Origin of the sequence: Pseudomonas lurida (assembly GCF_013522705.1) — a bacterium.
GTDB lineage: Bacteria > Pseudomonadota > Gammaproteobacteria > Pseudomonadales > Pseudomonadaceae > Aquipseudomonas > Aquipseudomonas quebecensis.
In genome coordinates this window covers 1-15,650 of record NZ_JAAMRE010000047.1, presented here as the reverse complement: position 1 = coordinate 15,650, position 15,650 = coordinate 1, and the positions used below count along the sequence as shown (strand labels likewise).

Below are 15,650 nucleotides of genomic sequence, written 5' to 3'. Positions count from 1 at the left end.
AGGAGCGTCGCAGTATGCCAGGCAGCTCCGGGACTATGTTTTGGGGCTGCTTCGCAGCCCAACGCGGGGCAAGCCCGCTCGCCACAGGGTACTGGTTGCCCGTTCCGTCTCTTAACTGACCGGCATTAGGCGCGAGGGCCCCGTTTTTATTCAGGCTCGGGGTTACTGACCCGGAATGTCCTTGCGCAGTTTCACCGGATCCTTCTGCTTCTTCTTCTTTGCGATCGCGGTGCGCATCTTGATGTTCACCGCTTCCACCGCCAGCGAGAATGCCATGGCGAAGTAGACGTAGCCCTTCGGTACGTGCACATCGAAAGATTCGGCGATCAGCACGGTACCCACCACCAGCAGGAACGACAGCGCGAGCATTTTCAACGACGGGTGCTTGTCGATGAATTCGCTGATCGTGCCGGCCGCCAGCATCATCACCAGTACGGCGACGACGATCGCGGCGATCATGACCGGTACATGGGACACCATGCCGACCGCAGTGATCACCGAGTCCAGGGAGAACACAATGTCGATGATCGCGATCTGGATGATGGTGTAGATGAACTTGCCACCGGCGCCCTTGGGCTCGTCCTGGGTTTCGTCTTCACCTTCCAGCGCGTGGTACATCTCCTGGGAGCTTTTCCACAGCAGGAACAGGCCACCGAAGAACAGGATCAGGTCGCGACCGGAAATGCCTTGGCCGAGGACCACGAACAGGTCGGCGGTCAATTGCATGACCCAGGTGATCGACAGCAGCAACAGGATACGCGTGACCATGGCCAGCGCCAGGCCGAAGATCCGGGTACGTGCCTGCATGTGCTTGGGCATGCGGCTGACCAGGATCGAAATCATGATGATGTTATCGATGCCCAGGACGATCTCGAGGGCCGTCAGGGTGAAGAAGGCAATCCAGATTTCCGGATTGGTCAGCCATTCCATGTGTATACCTTTGCGCGAGTGTTAAGCCGCGCCGGTAGGACCGGCGCAGCGGGTTGTACGGTTATAGAGTGCTGAACAGCGGAAAAATCCCCATCAGCAAGGCGGCGAACATTATGCACAGGCACACCAGCACTGCCCACTTCAGGGTGAAACGCTGGTGATCGCCAAATTCGATACCGGCCAGGGCCACCAACAGGTAGGTCGATGGCACCAGCGGGCTGAGCAAGTGCACCGGTTGGCCGACGATGGAGGCGCGTGCCATTTCCACGGCGGTGATGCCGTAGTGGCTGGCGGCTTCGGCGAGTACCGGTAGCACGCCATAGTAAAACGCGTCGTTGGACATGAAGAAGGTAAACGGCATGCTAACCAGCGCGGTGATGACCGCCAGGTATGGGCCCAACGCTTCAGGGATGACCGCCAGCAGGCTCTTGGACATGGCATCGACCATGCCGGTGCCCGACAGGATGCCGGTGAAGATGCCTGCGGCGAAGATCAGCCCCACCACCGCCAATACACTGCCGGCGTGGGCGGCGACGCGGTCTTTCTGTTGTTGCAGGCACGGGTAGTTGACGATCATTGCAATGCTGAACGCCACCATGAACAGCACCGGTAGTGGCAACAGGCCTGCAATCAGCGTGCACATCAGGGCCAGGGTCAGGGCGCCGTTGAACCAGATCAGCTTCGGACGGCGAGCATCCGGGTACTGCGACACACTGATCTCGCTGTGGTCGATTTCGTCGCCTTGCAGGTGCAGTTCACCCAGGCGCGCCCGCTCGCGCTTGCCGTACATATAGGCAATCACCAGGATCGCCACCACACCGGCGGCCATGGCGGGAATCATCGGTACGAAAATATCCGACGGGTCCACATGCAGCGCACTGGCGGCGCGGGCGGTCGGGCCGCCCCAGGGCGTCATGTTCATCACGCCGCCGGCGAGAATGATCAGGCCGGCCATGATCCGCGGGCTCATGCCGATGCGCTGGTACAGCGGCAACATGGCGGCCACGCAGATCATGTAAGTGGTGGCGCCGTCACCGTCGAGGGACACCACCAGGGCCAGCACGGCAGTACCCACCGAGACTTTCAGCGGGTCGCCCTTGACCATCTTGAGGATCTTGCGCACGGCCGGATCGAACAGGCCGGAGTCGATCATCAGGGCAAAGTAGAGGATGGCGAACATCAGCATCACGCCGGTCGGCGCGAGCTTGGTGATGCCTTCAAGCATCATCGGACCGATCTTCGGTGCGAAACCGCCGAACAGCGCGAACAGGATCGGCACGATGATCAGGGCGATCAGCGCGGACAGGCGCTTGGTCATGATGAGGAACATGAACGTGATGACCATGGCAAAGCCAAGGAAAGTCAGCATAGGAATACTCCAGGCGTAGCGCGGCTAGGGAATGGCGAACCGGGACGGGTCAGCGCAGAACGAAAGGCACGAGACGTACGGGAGGAGTTGGAGCGAACAGGCGGGTACGGACGGACATCGGGGATCACCATTGTTGTTGTGTACAGCCGATCTATTGCCGGCAGTTGGGGGCGATCCTAGACGCGTAAGCTTTCAGCCAGCTTTCGCCGGCAAAACAGTCAGTGTGGGCAAGACGCGCGGTCTTCAAGCTTGTGCAGGTCAAAATCTATCAAGGGGCAAGCCCCTCCCACCTTCACGGCAGTTCGAGCCCGCCCGCCGCTTTGTGCAGTTTGCGCAGATGTTCACCGACCTGCTTGAGGTTGGCTTCACACGCGGCAATCTCGGCGGCGCGGGAGGGTTCAAGCAGCGCCCTCACTTCTTTGTCCAGCTCACCGGTCAGTGACTGGAGCTGCTTTTGGCGTTCGGCGCTTTCTGACTCCAGGCGTTCGGCTTCCGACGGTTGCGGCAGGCCATAGCCTGCGGCGCCGAGCAGTTCGGCCGGGCGACTGAGAAAGCCGCTGTTGGCGAGGATCTGTTGCAGCGTGGCATTGGCTTTCTCCATGCCGCCATTTTTCAACTCGCGGGCACCGAGGTAGCGTTGCTTGACCTCATCCTGGGCCAGCATCAGCTGTTTGCGAAAACTGGCCTGTTCCAGCAGCAGCAACGCCGCGCTGGTGCGCAGATCGGCCTGGTCGAACCATTGGCGACGTTGCGCCGCGTCCAGCGCCAACCAATCTTCAACCTGGGTCTGTTTGATCGGTAGATGCTTGCGCAATACATCGAACATCGCCTGATAGCGTTCGCGGAACGAGTCGAAGTGATAGCCCAGGCGCAGCGCTTCGCGTTTGTCGTCCAGTACGCTGGTATCGGCCAGGCCGCGAGCCTGCAGCACTTCCAGCAGACCATTGGGGGTGATGTTGTCCAGGCCGGTCAGTTGCGGGTTGGCGCTGCCGCTGCGCAACAGCTTGAGGCTTTCGACGGCGCAGTTGTTGGACAGGAAGAAATAGTTTCCGTCGTAGCTCCAATGCATTTCAGCGGCGTGCTCGACGGTTTCGCTGATCTCCTGGCGCGACAGTTTCAGCGGGACGGAGGCCAGGCCGCGCAGCTCAGTCTTGGTGTATTCGTCGATGACCTGGGCCAGCGGCAATACGAACAGGCGCGACGGGTATTTGCCCACCAAGCCGTCCCAGCTCGACAGCTGCACGTCACCGACGAAGGCGCGGTAGGACAGCACCAGGTGCTGGTCCAGGTCCAGCCGACAATCGGGCCCGCGCGGCCGGCCGGGGGCGCAGATCACCAGCCGCAGCATGCTGTGGCCCCAGCGGCTTACCAGGTTCTGGTTGGCTTCGGCCAGCAGATAGTCAATCTGGTACACCCGCTCGGGATCGATATGGCCCAGCGGCGTCTTGGCGAAATCATTGCCGGCATTGAGAAACGCGTACGTCTTGGCGCACGCGTCCTGCTCGGGCGGCGCCCAGCCGAAATGGTCACGGTAATAGCGGAACAACGCCGGGCGGCGGCAGGCGTAGCTCGGGTCGAGGAGGAAGTACTCCATGTTGACCGCGACGAACTCCAGTGGGCTGGTGGTTTCGTAGAGGTCCGGGCTGCGCACGACCTGGCGGTTGTGCTGCTCGCGCTCGCCGCGCCGGCCGACGTATTGCGGCCAACCGGCGAGGTCGAGCAATCGAGGATCATCGCTGAGGGTAAAGCGCCGGTCGTTCTGGCCCCGGCACTGATCCGGCAGGCCGATCACGCCAGTGATGCTGTTCTGGCGGCTGCAGCGCTGGATCAGCGCGCGTTCGTCTTTGGACCACAGGCGCGCGCGATCATAGATGTGGGTCAGTTCGTGCAGAACCGTGGCGAGCATTTCCCGGCGCACCGTACCGTGGGGACGATTGGTTTGACGGGTGGCGGCGCTGCCGTCGGTCAGGCTGGTCAGCAGGTTGCGGTTGAGGTCCAGCTCCGACACCAGAGAGGCCTGGCCGTAGGCGTTGCCGGGCATTTTGTCGGTCCAGCCGACATCGATGCGCCGGTCCAGTTGCTCGATAAAGCGCGGCGGCAACGCGCGCATCGCCTCATCGAGCAAAGCCTGGCTGGCTTGTTGCTCAGCCGGGCTCAAGCCATCGGACTTGAGCCGCAGCTGCAGGCTGGCCTGTGCTGCGCCGGTACCCAGCAGCACAGTCCCGGCCAGCAGCCAGGCGGCGAGGCGCCTCACAGTGCGAGGATGGCTTCGGCGAGAGTCTGGTCAGTGGCATCGCGAGCTTCCGGCACGCGGGTGCGCAGGGTATCGAAGGCGGCTTCAAGTTGCGCGCCGCGGATCTCACCGTTGGTGGCAACAAAACTGGCGGCATCATCGTGGGCTTCGCGCACGACTTTGGAGTCGCGGATTGAGGTGGTGGTGTCCGAGGTGAAATCAATAGTGCGGCCAAAGGCGCGAACAATGATGTTACTGGTGGCCACCAGCGTGTGTGCCTGGGCAACATCGGCCAATAACAGCAGGCCAAGGGTGGCGGCGATCAGCGGGCTACGCATGGGATGACTCCGAAATACAAAGATGTTTATTGGACGAGTATTGCTTGCGCCAGTTCACGGTCGCTGGCGTTAAGTTTTGGCTGGGTGCGGCGCAGGTAATCCAGCGCTGATTCCAGCCTTGCTCCCCGCCATTGGCCGTCAGTGGCGACAAACACGGCAGCATCATCCTGGGCTGCCATCAGCAACTTTCTATCGAAGGGCGCGGAGGTCACCTTGCTGGTGGCATAGGCGCTCGCGACAGTGCCTTGAAGGGTCACGTCAAAGGCCGATGCCAGAGGCGACCAGCTCGCTGAAAACAACACAGGGACAAGGAACATTCGGTATGAAAAAGCCATGGGACTCGACAACTGGAAACGAGCGCCAAGGCTAGCGCAATGCCCGGACGAGAGCCAGCGCGGAGGCGTCCGGGAGCGGCTCGCGCTCCCTTGCCCGTTGCCTCAAATGGCCAGGATGGCCTGGGCCAGCTGTGCGTCAGTTGCGGTGTTCAATTGCGGGGCTTGTTGGCGGATCTGGGCCAGAGCGCTTTCCAGCTTCACTCCACGAATGGCGCCTTCGCTGGCGACAAAGCTGGCGGCGTCGTCACGGGCGGCGCGTACCACCTTGTTGTCGCGCAGGGATGACGTGGCATCGGAGGTGGCGTCGGAGGTGGCTTTCAGCGCGCCGACAATGGAGTCGGTGGTCACGATGAAGCTGCTAGCGTTGGCGGTGGCAGCCAGGGTCAACAGCGCAGCGGCACTAAGAAGGCGAAGACGGGGCATGGGGTGACTCCTTGGGTGAACGGATAAAGTGGTGCAGAACAGCCTTGGGGATCAGACGCCTGCTCCCCGTGCTTCGCCACTTGGTAGCGGGATATTAAGCTGCCGTTTATGCGTTCGGATAGCGTCTTGACTGCCTAGTCACGCCAAAAAGGCTTGGACAGCTCGGCCATGCGATCTCCTGGCGTAATGCCTGCATCGGCCAAGTCCCGCAAATCAAGCTGAGTTAACTGACGTCGACCTTGAGCACGCAGGGCCCAACGGCCTAGAGCCTCGACGAAGCGCAGTGCCAGCCGTTTATATAAAGCGGGTTGGAAGTTCATCTGTGTGGCCTCGATTCTGGTCTGGCACACCAGAATGGCTGAGCTGGTTTAACCAATACAGATACAACGGCACTGAATTGTACTTATCATCTGTTGGATTATTTTAACTGTACTGGTCCTGCGCTGCAGGTTCTGTTTTTCGTCGCAATCGAATCCCGGAAACGACAAAGCCCACCTCCGGTTTCCCGGGGCGGGCTTTGTTTTGTTCAATCTGGTTGCTGGCAGTGGACCGTTCAGGTCAGGGCCAGCGAGCGCTCATCAGCGCCAGAACGGCTTGCTCAGCTCTTCGTAGCGTTGTGCTTCGCTGATACCGGCATCAGCCAGCAGGCGCGAATCCAGACGAGCCAGTTGGTGGCGGCTGGAGATGCGACGTTGCCACAGCATCAGGTTGGCCAGAACGCGCAGAGGCAGAGCGGCTTGGTTGTTTACGGCTTTTTCAGAGAACAGTTCGGAACTGAGTGTACGTTCCATGATGGCATCCTTCCGCTTGTGGCGGGATTAGGTAGTGGTTTAACTGATGCCAATGATCCTCCTGCGGCGCAACACTCTCTAGATACAGTTCACTTGTATTGTGAGGGGCCAGTTAACTGTTTATAGGGGCTGTACTGTACGGAAACGGGGCAACTGTACCTGTCTGCACTGAAGTAGTGCGAAATAGTCGGTTTCGAGTGACTGTGTCAGCTATTTCCCTAGGAAAAGACCGGTACAGCAGTACAGTTTTTTCAGGAATAGCGCGGATTACTGCAGGGCTGATGAAACTGTATTTGCACCAGCCCGGATCTGTATGAATCAAGCCTTTAGCATATGCCCGGTTTCTTCCAGATTGATGTGCCAGCTCAGTGCCTCGCGCAGGATATGCGGGGTGTGTCCGCCGAGTGTGCAGGCGGTCTCGAAGTAAGTGTTCAGCGCATCACGGTACGCTGGGTGCACACAGTTATCGATGATCACCCGCGCCCGTTCCCGTGGCGCCAGGCCGCGCAGATCGGCCAGGCCGACTTCGGTGACCAGGATGTCCACATCATGCTCGGTGTGGTCCACATGGCTGACCATCGGTACCACGCTGGAAATCGCGCCGCCCTTGGCGATGGATTTGGTCACGAAGATCGCCAGGTGCGCATTGCGCGCGAAGTCACCTGAGCCGCCGATGCCGTTCATCATCCGCGTGCCGCAGACGTGCGTGGAGTTGACGTTGCCATAGATGTCGAACTCCAGGGCTGTGTTGATGCCGATAATGCCCAGGCGTCGCACCACTTCAGGGTGGTTGGAAATTTCCTGGGGACGCAGCACCAGTTTGTCCTTATAGCGCTCCAGGTTGCCGAACACGTCGGCATTGCGCCGTTGCGACAGAGTGATCGAGCTGCCCGAGGCGAAGCTCAGCTTGCCGGCGTCGATCAGGTCGAATGTCGAGTCCTGCAACACTTCCGAATACATGGTCAGGTCTTCGAAAGGCGAGTCGATCAAGCCGCACATCACAGCGTTGGCGATGTTACCGATGCCCGCTTGCAGCGGCCCGAGTTTGTTGGTCATGCGCCCGGCGTCCACTTCCTGCCTGAGGAAGTTGATGAGGTGGTTGGCGATGCCTTGGGTGTCGCTGTCGGGCGGGGTTACGGTCGACGCTGAGTCCGCCTGATTGGTGATGACGATCGCGACGATCTTTTCTGGCGGAATCGGGATTGCGGTGCTGCCGATACGATCGTCCACCTTTACCAATGGGATCGGCGTGCGGGTTGGTCGGTAGGTCGGAATATAGATGTCGTGCAGCCCTTCCAGATTCGGATTGTGCGCGAGGTTGATCTCGATGATCACCTGCTTGGCGAAAATTGCGAAACTGGCTGAGTTACCCACCGACGTGGTGGGCACGATGTGGCCTTGCTCGGTGATAGCGATGGCTTCGATCACCGCAATGTCCGGCAGCTTGAGTTGATTGTTGCGCAGTTGCTCGACGGTTTCCGACAAATGCTGATCGATAAACATCACCTGGCCTGCGTTGATGGCCTTGCGCAAGGTGCTGTCGACCTGGAATGGCATGCGCCGGGACAACACACCGGCTTCGGTCAGTTGCTTGTCCAGGTCATTGCCCAGGCTGGCGCCGGTCATCAGGGTGATTTTCAGCGGGGAGGTCTTGGCCCGTTCGGCCAGGGCGTGGGGGACGGCCTTGGCTTCACCGGCGCGGGTGAAGCCGCTCATGCCGACGGTCATGCCGTCCTCGATCAGTGCGGCGGCGTCTGCCGCGCTCATGACCTTGTTCAACAACGAAGGCAAGCGGATACGATCACGGTACATGAATGGTTATCTCGGGCTACGGAAGCAAGGTAGGCAGTGTAGTGATTTCAAAAAAATTCGGCCCGCTACCATGGTCGAATGCAAGCTAGCGATTTAGAGCCTTTGGTCGGGTTTCATCCCGCAATAAAAAACCCCAGCCTACGTCGCGCCGGGGTTTCGAGTATTGCGCTGGAGCAGTGTTACTCGACGGCTTTGACCATGTCTTCGATGACCTTTTTGGCGTCACCGAACACCATCATGGTCTTGTCGAGATAGAACAGCTCGTTATCCAGCCCCGCATAGCCGCTGGCCATGGAGCGCTTGTTGACGATGATGGTCTTGGCCTTGAAGGCTTCGAGGATCGGCATCCCGGCAATCGGCGATTTCGGATCGTTCTTCGCGGCCGGGTTGACCACGTCGTTGGCACCCAACACCAGCACTACGTCGGCCTGGCCGAACTCGGAGTTGATGTCTTCCATCTCGAACACCTGGTCGTACGGCACTTCCGCCTCGGCGAGCAACACGTTCATGTGTCCGGGCATGCGACCGGCCACCGGGTGGATCGCGTATTTCACCGTAACACCGTGGTGAGTGAGTTTCTCGGTCAACTCTTTGAGCGCATGCTGCGCCCGCGCCACCGCCAGGCCATAGCCTGGCACGATGATTACGGTGTCGGCGTTGGTGAGCAGGAAGGTGGCGTCGTCTGCCGAGCCGGATTTCACCGGACGCGCTTCCTTGGAGCCAGCGGCCGCACCGGCGTCTGGCGTATTACCGAAGCCGCCGAGCAACACATTGAAGAACGAGCGGTTCATCGCCTTGCACATGATGTACGACAGGATCGCGCCGCTGGAGCCTACCAGTGAGCCGGCAATGATCAGCATCGAGTTGTTCAGCGAGAAACCGATGCCGGCCGCCGCCCAGCCGGAATAGCTGTTGAGCATTGAGACGACTACCGGCATGTCCGCGCCACCGATCGGGATAATGATCAGCACGCCCAATACAAACGCCAGCGCCAGCATCAGTGCGAAGGCGGTGAGGTTGCCGGTGAACATGAACGCCAAACCCAGGCCCAGGGTTGCCAGCCCAAGCACCAGGTTCAGTTTGTGCTGGCCGCCGAACTGTACCGGTGCCCCCTGAAACAGGCGGAACTTGTACTTGCCCGACAGCTTGCCGAAAGCGATCACCGAGCCGGAAAACGTAATCGCACCGATGGCCGCGCCCAGGAACAGTTCCAGGCGGTTGCCGGCAGGAATCGCATCGCCAAGGTGTTTGACGATGCCCAGGGATTGCGGCTCGACCACGGCGGCGATGGCGATAAACACCGCGGCCAGGCCGATCATGCTGTGCATGAACGCCACCAGCTCCGGCATCTTGGTCATTTCTACCCGCTTGGCCATGATCGAGCCGGCGGTGCCACCGATCAGAAGGCCGACGATCACATAGCCTATACCGGCAGTGGCCAGCTCGGCGCCGAGCTTATAGATGAGGCCCACGGTGGTAAGTACGGCCAGCGCCATGCCGAGCATGCCGAACAGGTTGCCGCGACGCGACGTGGTGGGGTGCGACAGCCCCTTGAGGGCCTGGATGAAACAGATCGACGCGATCAGGTACAGCGTCGTGACGAGATTCATGCTCATGACTTCGGCGCCTCTTCTTTTACTTTCGGGGCTTTCTTCTTGAACATCTCCAGCATTCTGCGGGTGACCAGGAAACCGCCGAACACGTTGACTGCGGCCAGGGCCACCGCCAGGGTGCCCATGGTTTTGCCCAGCGGCGTCACGGTGAGGGCGGCAGCCAGCATGGCGCCGACGATCACAATGGCGGAAATCGCGTTGGTCACCGCCATCAATGGAGTGTGCAGCGCGGGCGTGACGTTCCAGACCACGTGATAGCCGACATAGATCGCCAGCACAAAGATGATCAGGTTGTAGATACCGGGGGAGATAAGCTCTTCCATCGTCTGAATCCCTGCTTAGGCGTTTTTGCGGATGACTTGGCCGTCGCGGCACATCAGGCACGCGGCGACGATGTCGTCTTCGAGGTTGATTTCGAACTGCCCTTCCTTGGTGAAGACCAGCTTCAGGAAGTCCAGCAGGTTGCGCGCGTACAACGCAGACGCATCGGCAGCGACGGCCCCGGCCAGATTGGTCGGGCCGCAAATGATCACGCCGTTTTCCACCACGACCTGGTCGGCGACGGTCAGCGGGCAGTTCCCACCCTGGGCGGCGGCAAGGTCGATGACTACCGAGCCAGGCTTCATCTGTGCGACGGTGTCGGCGCTGAGCAGCGTGGGTGCCTTGCGGCCGGGGATCAGGGCCGTGGTAATCACGATATCGGCTTGTTTTGCGCGCTCGTGCACGGCAAGGGCCTGACGCTGCATCCAGCTTGCGGGCATCGGGCGCGCGTAACCGCCGATACCGACGGCGCACTCGCGTTCTTCATCGGTTTCGTAAGGCACCTCCACAAACTTGGCGCCGAGGGACTCGATCTGCTCCTTGACGGCCGGGCGTACGTCAGACGCTTCGATCACGGCCCCCAGACGTTTCGCCGTAGCAATTGCCTGCAGCCCGGCAACCCCCGCGCCGAGGATCAGCACGCGCGCGGCTTTTACGGTGCCTGCGGCGGTCATCAGCATCGGCATGAAGCGCGGATAGTGATGCGCGGCGAGCAGCACGGCTTTATAGCCGGCGATGTTGGCTTGGGAGGACAGTACGTCGAGGCTCTGGGCACGCGAGGTGCGTGGTGCAGCCTCGAGCGCAAAGGCAGTGACACCCTGTTCGGCCAGTTTGGTAATGGTTTCGTTGCTGAACGGATTGAGCATGCCCACCAGTACGGTGCCGCTTTTGATCAGCGCCAACTCGCTGTCGCTGGGAGCCACGACCTTGAGGATCAGCTCGGCGCCAAATGCGTCGTTGGCACTGCCAAGGGTGGCGCCTGCTGCTTCATAGGCACTGTCGACGACGCTGGCCTTGAGGCCCGCTCCGCTTTGTACAGTGACCTTATGGCCCTGGCCGATCAGCTTTTTGATGGTTTCCGGGGTGGCAGCCACCCGCGTTTCACCGGTCTGGGTTTCGAGAGGAACACCAATGTGCACGTCAAATCTCCTGCATGATCTTTTTGCTTTTGATCTTTTTGTAAAAAGGCCAGTGCACCGCGAGTGGCGCAACTGGGGCGGCCGATCAGCACGATCCCGCTGAAATGACAGCGGGGCGCGGCATTTTGCAGGCGAACTTTACGGCCTTCAAGGGATTATGACGGGTGACGAAAAATTAACTACAAGTCACCCTGTGACTGATTGTCGCAAGGCACTGGAATAACCGCTTTAAATACAAGTGATTATGGCGTTCTAGGTGTTTTTCGCGAGGATTTTTATATTTACTGTGAATAGTCGTGTATTGACTCGTCATGGTCGTTGTAAGCCATAGGAATCATGGCTTTGAGGGTATTTCGGGCCGATGAATACAGTCTGTTTAAATGCGACATATACGTACATCTGTAGGGATAAAAAATATCTGACTACAAAGTCAGTAAGCTATTGAAGTCCTTTGATTGCTGGGCTGTAGCGTTGTGACTGATCAATAAGCCAGTCTCTGAACGCGTGCAACGAGGCGGACTCGACCTTTCGGTCAGGAATCATCAGGTAATAAGCCTTGGAGCTGGTCAGTGCTTCAGGGCTTGCGATCACCAGTTGATGCTCGTCCAGCTCGCGCTGAATCAGGAACGGAGGGATCAGCGCGATGCCCATGTCATGCGTGGCGGCCTGAGACAGCATCGAGAATAGCTCGTAACGAGGGCCTGTCATGTCACGGGGAACGTTCAGTTGCCTGGCACTGAACCACTGCCGCCAGGCATAGGGGCGCGTGGTTTGCTGCAGCAGCGGTAGCTCTGCGATTTCTTCGGCGCTGAACTGAGTGCGCTCGCCCAGCAACTGCGGACTGCAGACGGGCACGGGGTTCTCCCCCATCAATCGGTGCGATTCAGTGCCGGACCAGTCGGCGTCCCCGAAGTAAATGGCCGCGTCGAAATCGGTATCCGCAAACAGGAACGGCCGCGTGCGGTTGGTGAGGTTGACTGTCACTTCCGGATGCTGGCGCTGGAAGTCCTTGAGCCTGGGGATCAGCCACTGCGTGCCGAACGTGGGGACCACGGCCAGTTCAATTACGTTGGCGCCCTGCTGACCCATTACGGACAGCGTGTCGCGTTCCACCGCGTCCAGTTGCGTCGCGACGCGACGACTATAAGACAGCCCCGCTTCGGTTAGCTTCACTCCGCGTCGCGAGCGTCGAAACAGTTCGACACCTAAAAACTCTTCAAGGCTGGCGATCTGTCGGCAAATGGCGCCTTGGGTGAGGGATAACTCCTGCGCTGCCTTGGTGAAGCTCTCATGGCGAGCCGCCGCCTCAAAACTGACAAGCGCGGTCGTGCTGGGTATTTTTCTGCGCATGTACTCTGTCCTCACTCATAAAGCCGCTGGGGGCGGATTACAACTATTACGAAGTGAGAAATTAGCACAACCCTATGCATAATCCTCGTTTGCCCCGAATGGTTACCGGGCCTAGGCTTGGTCCACGACTTCCTATGTTCTTTGCGAGGACTTGACTCATGGCTGGCAAGGCAAGCTTCAACTGGATCGATCCACTGCTGCTGGATCAACAGCTCACCGAAGAAGAGCGCATGGTGCGCGACAGTGCCGAGCAATTTGCTCAGGACAAGCTGGCGCCGCGTGTACTTGAGGCCTTCCGTCATGAGCGGACTGACCCGGCAATTTTTCGCGAGATGGGTGAGACCGGTTTGCTGGGGGCGATGATTCCCGAACAGTACGGCGGCAGTGGCTTGAATTACGTCAGCTACGGCTTGATCGCGCGCGAAGTGGAACGTGTCGACTCCGGCTACCGCTCGATGATGAGCGTGCAGTCTTCTCTGGTCATGGTGCCGATCAATGAATTCGGTACCGAGGCGCAGAAGCAGAAGTACTTACCAAAGCTGGCCTCTGGCGAATGGATCGGTTGCTTTGGTCTGACAGAGCCTAACCACGGGTCTGACCCAGGCGCGATGATTACTCGCGCACGCAAGGTGGACGGCGGCTACAGCCTGACGGGCGCGAAGATGTGGATCACCAACAGCCCGATCGCTGATGTATTTGTGGTTTGGGGCAAGGACGATGCCGGCGATATTCGAGGCTTCGTGCTGGAAAAGGGATGGAAGGGCCTAAGCGCTCCGGCGATTCACGGAAAGGTCGGCCTGCGGGCCTCGATCACCGGCGAGATCGTAATGGATAACGTGTTTGTGCCTGAAGAGAACATCTTTCCGGATGTGCGCGGCTTGAAAGGGCCTTTCACTTGCCTGAATTCTGCGCGCTATGGCATTTCCTGGGGGGCCTTGGGGGCTGCCGAATTCTGTTGGCACACCGCTCGCCAGTACACGTTGGACCGTCATCAGTTTGGTCGGCCGTTGGCGGCAACTCAATTGATCCAGAAGAAACTGGCTGATATGCAGACTGAGATCACGCTGGCCCTGCAGGGCTGCCTGCGGCTGGGGCGTATGAAGGACGAAGGCACGGCTGCGGTGGAGATCACCTCGATCATGAAGCGCAATTCGTGTGGCAAGTCCTTGGATATCGCCCGCATGGCACGGGACATGCTGGGCGGCAACGGTATTTCCGATGAGTTCGGCGTGGCGCGTCATTTGGTGAACCTTGAAGTGGTCAACACTTATGAAGGCACTCATGACGTGCACGCCTTGATACTGGGGCGCGCGCAAACCGGTCTTCAGGCCTTCTATTAATAGGAGCATTGGCATGGGCGCGCTTTCGCATTTGCGGGTACTGGATTTGTCGCGGGTATTGGCAGGCCCCTGGTCGGGACAGATCCTTGCAGATCTTGGGGCTGAGGTGATCAAGGTCGAGCGGCCAGGTAGCGGTGACGATACGCGCGCCTGGGGACCGCCCTTTTTGAAGGACGCTTATGGTGAGAACACCAGTGAGGCGGCTTACTACCTGGCGGCCAATCGCAATAAAGAGTCGGTGACAATTGATTTCACTCGGCCGGAGGGGCAAAAGCTCATACGGGATCTGGCGGCGAAGTCCGACATCCTTATCGAGAACTTCAAGGTCGGTGGTCTCGCGGCTTATGGGCTGGATTATGAATCGCTCAAGGAGATCAATCCTGAATTGATCTACTGCTCGATCACTGGGTTTGGCCAGACAGGGCCTTATGCGGCGCGGGCGGGTTACGACTTCATGATCCAAGGGTTGGGCGGGCTCATGAGTCTGACGGGGCGGCCCGAGGGCGATGAAGGGGCCGGGCCTGTAAAGGTCGGAGTGGCGTTGACCGATATCTTGACGGGGCTTTACTCAACTGTCGCGATCCTGGCTGCGCTGGCGCATCGTGATCATGACGGTGGTGGTCAGCACATTGATATGGCCCTGCTGGATGTGCAGGTCGCTTGCTTGGCCAACCAGGCGATGAATTACCTGACAACTGGGAACGCGCCAAAGCGTCTGGGTAACGCTCACCCCAATATCGTGCCCTATCAGGACTTTCCTACGGCGGATGGTGACTTCATCCTGACGGTGGGTAATGACGGGCAGTTCCGCAAATTCGCCGAGGTGGCTGGGCAGCCCCAGTGGGCGGACGACCCGCGCTTCTCTACTAATAGAATGCGGGTGGCTAATCGTGCCGAGTTGATTCCATTGATTCGTCAGGCAACAGTCTTCAAAACGACGGCGCAGTGGGTGGCGCAATTGGAGCGCGCTGGGGTTCCCTGTGGGCCGATCAACGATTTGGCGCAGGTATTTGCTGATCCGCAGGTCAAGGCGCGTGGATTGGCAATGCAACTGCCTCATGCGCTGGCGGGGGTAGTGCCCCAGGTTGCCAGTCCAATACGTTTATCCAAGACGCCCGTGGAGTATCGTAGTGCGCCCCCCTTGTTAGGTGAGCATACAGTCCAGGTGCTGCAGGGCGTGCTGGGTCTTGGAGCGGAGAATATGGCGGCTTTGAAAGATGCAGGTGTTATCTGAATCTTTCCTTCTATATAGCTAGCTAGTGTTGGTTAGTTTTTAGCCAGATATAAGTAATTGATAGAAAGAGCAAATTAAGGGTTGACGGCAGATTCCAGAAGTCTATAATTCGCCCCACTTCCGGCGCAGTCGAAACGGAAAACTCCTTGGTAAACAAAGAGTTACGCAGAATTCGACAGTGGATCGCTTCAGTTCATCGAAGCTCAGAAGGAGTTGGTAGAGCAAGGTTGTTTGGCTCTATTAACGTTTCGATCTTCTCGGTCGAAAGCGGGGAAAAAGAGGTGTTGACAGCAGCGTGTAACGCTGTAGAATTCGCCTCCCGCTAACGAGAGATCGGAAGCGCAAGTGGTTGAAGTTGTTGAAGAAATCTTCGAAAACTTCTGAAAATAATCACTTGACAGCAAATGAGGCTGCTGTAGAAT

Annotated in this window: 15 protein-coding genes; 2 read left to right on the top strand and 13 right to left on the bottom strand. The window is 59.0% G+C overall.

All coding sequences use genetic code 11. The annotated features are described in order from the left end of the window. Positions 1-162: 162 nt before the first annotated feature. The 13 genes from G7025_RS26175 to G7025_RS26115 form a co-directional block, all read right to left on the bottom strand. Positions 163-930: a TerC family protein gene (locus tag G7025_RS26175; protein WP_181081888.1), complete on the bottom strand. Its 768-nt coding sequence runs from the start codon at positions 928-930 to the stop codon at positions 163-165. A 61-nt stretch (positions 931-991) separates the two neighbouring features. After that, the gene (locus G7025_RS26170; RefSeq protein WP_034101743.1) at positions 992-2,299 is read right to left on the bottom strand and encodes a CitMHS family transporter; all 1,308 of its coding nucleotides are present in this window, start codon (positions 2,297-2,299) and stop codon (positions 992-994) included. 292 nt (positions 2,300-2,591) lie between these two features. Beyond that, entirely contained in the window at positions 2,592-4,553 is a 1,962-nt protein-coding gene (locus G7025_RS26165) for a DUF7844 domain-containing protein (RefSeq protein ID WP_181081887.1), read from the bottom strand. Next, positions 4,550-4,870 (bottom strand): DUF2388 domain-containing protein, encoded by a 321-nt coding sequence (locus G7025_RS26160; protein ID WP_181081886.1) that lies wholly within the window; start codon positions 4,868-4,870, stop codon positions 4,550-4,552. The genes G7025_RS26165 and G7025_RS26160 overlap by 4 nt, the downstream gene beginning before the upstream one ends. Before the next feature lie 26 nt (positions 4,871-4,896). Further along, positions 4,897-5,205: a DUF2388 domain-containing protein gene (locus G7025_RS26155; protein WP_181081885.1), complete on the bottom strand. Its 309-nt coding sequence runs from the start codon at positions 5,203-5,205 to the stop codon at positions 4,897-4,899. Positions 5,206-5,307: 102 nt separating this feature from the next. Then, positions 5,308-5,628: a DUF2388 domain-containing protein gene (locus tag G7025_RS26150; RefSeq protein WP_181081884.1), complete on the bottom strand. Its 321-nt coding sequence runs from the start codon at positions 5,626-5,628 to the stop codon at positions 5,308-5,310. Positions 5,629-5,762: 134 nt separating this feature from the next. After that, positions 5,763-5,948: a DUF1127 domain-containing protein gene (locus G7025_RS26145; protein ID WP_181081883.1), complete on the bottom strand. Its 186-nt coding sequence runs from the start codon at positions 5,946-5,948 to the stop codon at positions 5,763-5,765. 258 nt (positions 5,949-6,206) lie between these two features. After that, positions 6,207-6,419: a DUF1127 domain-containing protein gene (locus tag G7025_RS26140; RefSeq protein ID WP_181081882.1), complete on the bottom strand. Its 213-nt coding sequence runs from the start codon at positions 6,417-6,419 to the stop codon at positions 6,207-6,209. A 318-nt stretch (positions 6,420-6,737) separates the two neighbouring features. Beyond that, on the bottom strand, positions 6,738-8,231 hold the full coding sequence (locus G7025_RS26135; protein WP_181081881.1) for an acetyl-CoA hydrolase/transferase family protein: 1,494 nt from the start codon (positions 8,229-8,231) through the stop codon (positions 6,738-6,740). A gap of 179 nt (positions 8,232-8,410) precedes the next feature. Beyond that, positions 8,411-9,847: an NAD(P)(+) transhydrogenase (Re/Si-specific) subunit beta gene (locus tag G7025_RS26130; RefSeq protein WP_181081880.1), complete on the bottom strand. Its 1,437-nt coding sequence runs from the start codon at positions 9,845-9,847 to the stop codon at positions 8,411-8,413. Beyond that, entirely contained in the window at positions 9,844-10,167 is a 324-nt protein-coding gene (locus G7025_RS26125) for an NAD(P) transhydrogenase subunit alpha (RefSeq protein WP_124413458.1), read from the bottom strand. The genes G7025_RS26130 and G7025_RS26125 overlap by 4 nt, the downstream gene beginning before the upstream one ends. A gap of 15 nt (positions 10,168-10,182) precedes the next feature. Next, positions 10,183-11,304 carry a Re/Si-specific NAD(P)(+) transhydrogenase subunit alpha gene (locus tag G7025_RS26120; protein ID WP_181081879.1) on the bottom strand — a complete coding sequence of 374 codons (1,122 nt, stop codon included), beginning with the start codon at positions 11,302-11,304 and terminating at the stop codon, positions 10,183-10,185. A gap of 438 nt (positions 11,305-11,742) precedes the next feature. After that, positions 11,743-12,654, bottom strand: a complete 912-nt coding sequence (locus tag G7025_RS26115) for a LysR family transcriptional regulator (protein WP_181081878.1) — start codon at positions 12,652-12,654, stop codon at positions 11,743-11,745. A 158-nt stretch (positions 12,655-12,812) separates the two neighbouring features. Here G7025_RS26115 and G7025_RS26110 point away from each other — a divergent pair, with 158 nt between their 5' ends. Further along, positions 12,813-13,994, top strand: coding sequence for an acyl-CoA dehydrogenase (locus G7025_RS26110; protein ID WP_181081877.1), 1,182 nt, complete (start codon positions 12,813-12,815; stop codon positions 13,992-13,994). A gap of 13 nt (positions 13,995-14,007) precedes the next feature. Next, positions 14,008-15,228: a CaiB/BaiF CoA transferase family protein gene (locus G7025_RS26105; RefSeq protein WP_181081876.1), complete on the top strand. Its 1,221-nt coding sequence runs from the start codon at positions 14,008-14,010 to the stop codon at positions 15,226-15,228. The last annotated feature ends 422 nt before the right edge of the window (positions 15,229-15,650 follow it).

Bases quoted from the DNA above. Each gene is read 5' to 3' on its own strand.
- G7025_RS26175 (WP_181081888.1), bottom strand. From the start codon at position 930: ATGGAATGGCTGACCAATCCGGAAATCTGGATTGCCTTCTTCACCCTG.
- G7025_RS26150 (WP_181081884.1), bottom strand. From the start codon at position 5,628: ATGCCCCGTCTTCGCCTTCTTAGTGCCGCTGCGCTGTTGACCCTGGCT.
- G7025_RS26135 (WP_181081881.1), bottom strand. From the start codon at position 8,231: ATGTACCGTGATCGTATCCGCTTGCCTTCGTTGTTGAACAAGGTCATG.
- G7025_RS26140 (WP_181081882.1), bottom strand. From the start codon at position 6,419: ATGGAACGTACACTCAGTTCCGAACTGTTCTCTGAAAAAGCCGTAAAC.
- G7025_RS26145 (WP_181081883.1), bottom strand. From the start codon at position 5,948: ATGAACTTCCAACCCGCTTTATATAAACGGCTGGCACTGCGCTTCGTC.
- G7025_RS26105 (WP_181081876.1), top strand. From the start codon at position 14,008: ATGGGCGCGCTTTCGCATTTGCGGGTACTGGATTTGTCGCGGGTATTG.
- G7025_RS26125 (WP_124413458.1), bottom strand. From the start codon at position 10,167: ATGGAAGAGCTTATCTCCCCCGGTATCTACAACCTGATCATCTTTGTG.
- G7025_RS26110 (WP_181081877.1), top strand. From the start codon at position 12,813: ATGGCTGGCAAGGCAAGCTTCAACTGGATCGATCCACTGCTGCTGGAT.
- G7025_RS26170 (WP_034101743.1), bottom strand. From the start codon at position 2,299: ATGCTGACTTTCCTTGGCTTTGCCATGGTCATCACGTTCATGTTCCTC.
- G7025_RS26115 (WP_181081878.1), bottom strand. From the start codon at position 12,654: ATGCGCAGAAAAATACCCAGCACGACCGCGCTTGTCAGTTTTGAGGCG.
- G7025_RS26160 (WP_181081886.1), bottom strand. From the start codon at position 4,870: ATGCGTAGCCCGCTGATCGCCGCCACCCTTGGCCTGCTGTTATTGGCC.
- G7025_RS26130 (WP_181081880.1), bottom strand. From the start codon at position 9,847: ATGAGCATGAATCTCGTCACGACGCTGTACCTGATCGCGTCGATCTGT.
- G7025_RS26155 (WP_181081885.1), bottom strand. From the start codon at position 5,205: ATGGCTTTTTCATACCGAATGTTCCTTGTCCCTGTGTTGTTTTCAGCG.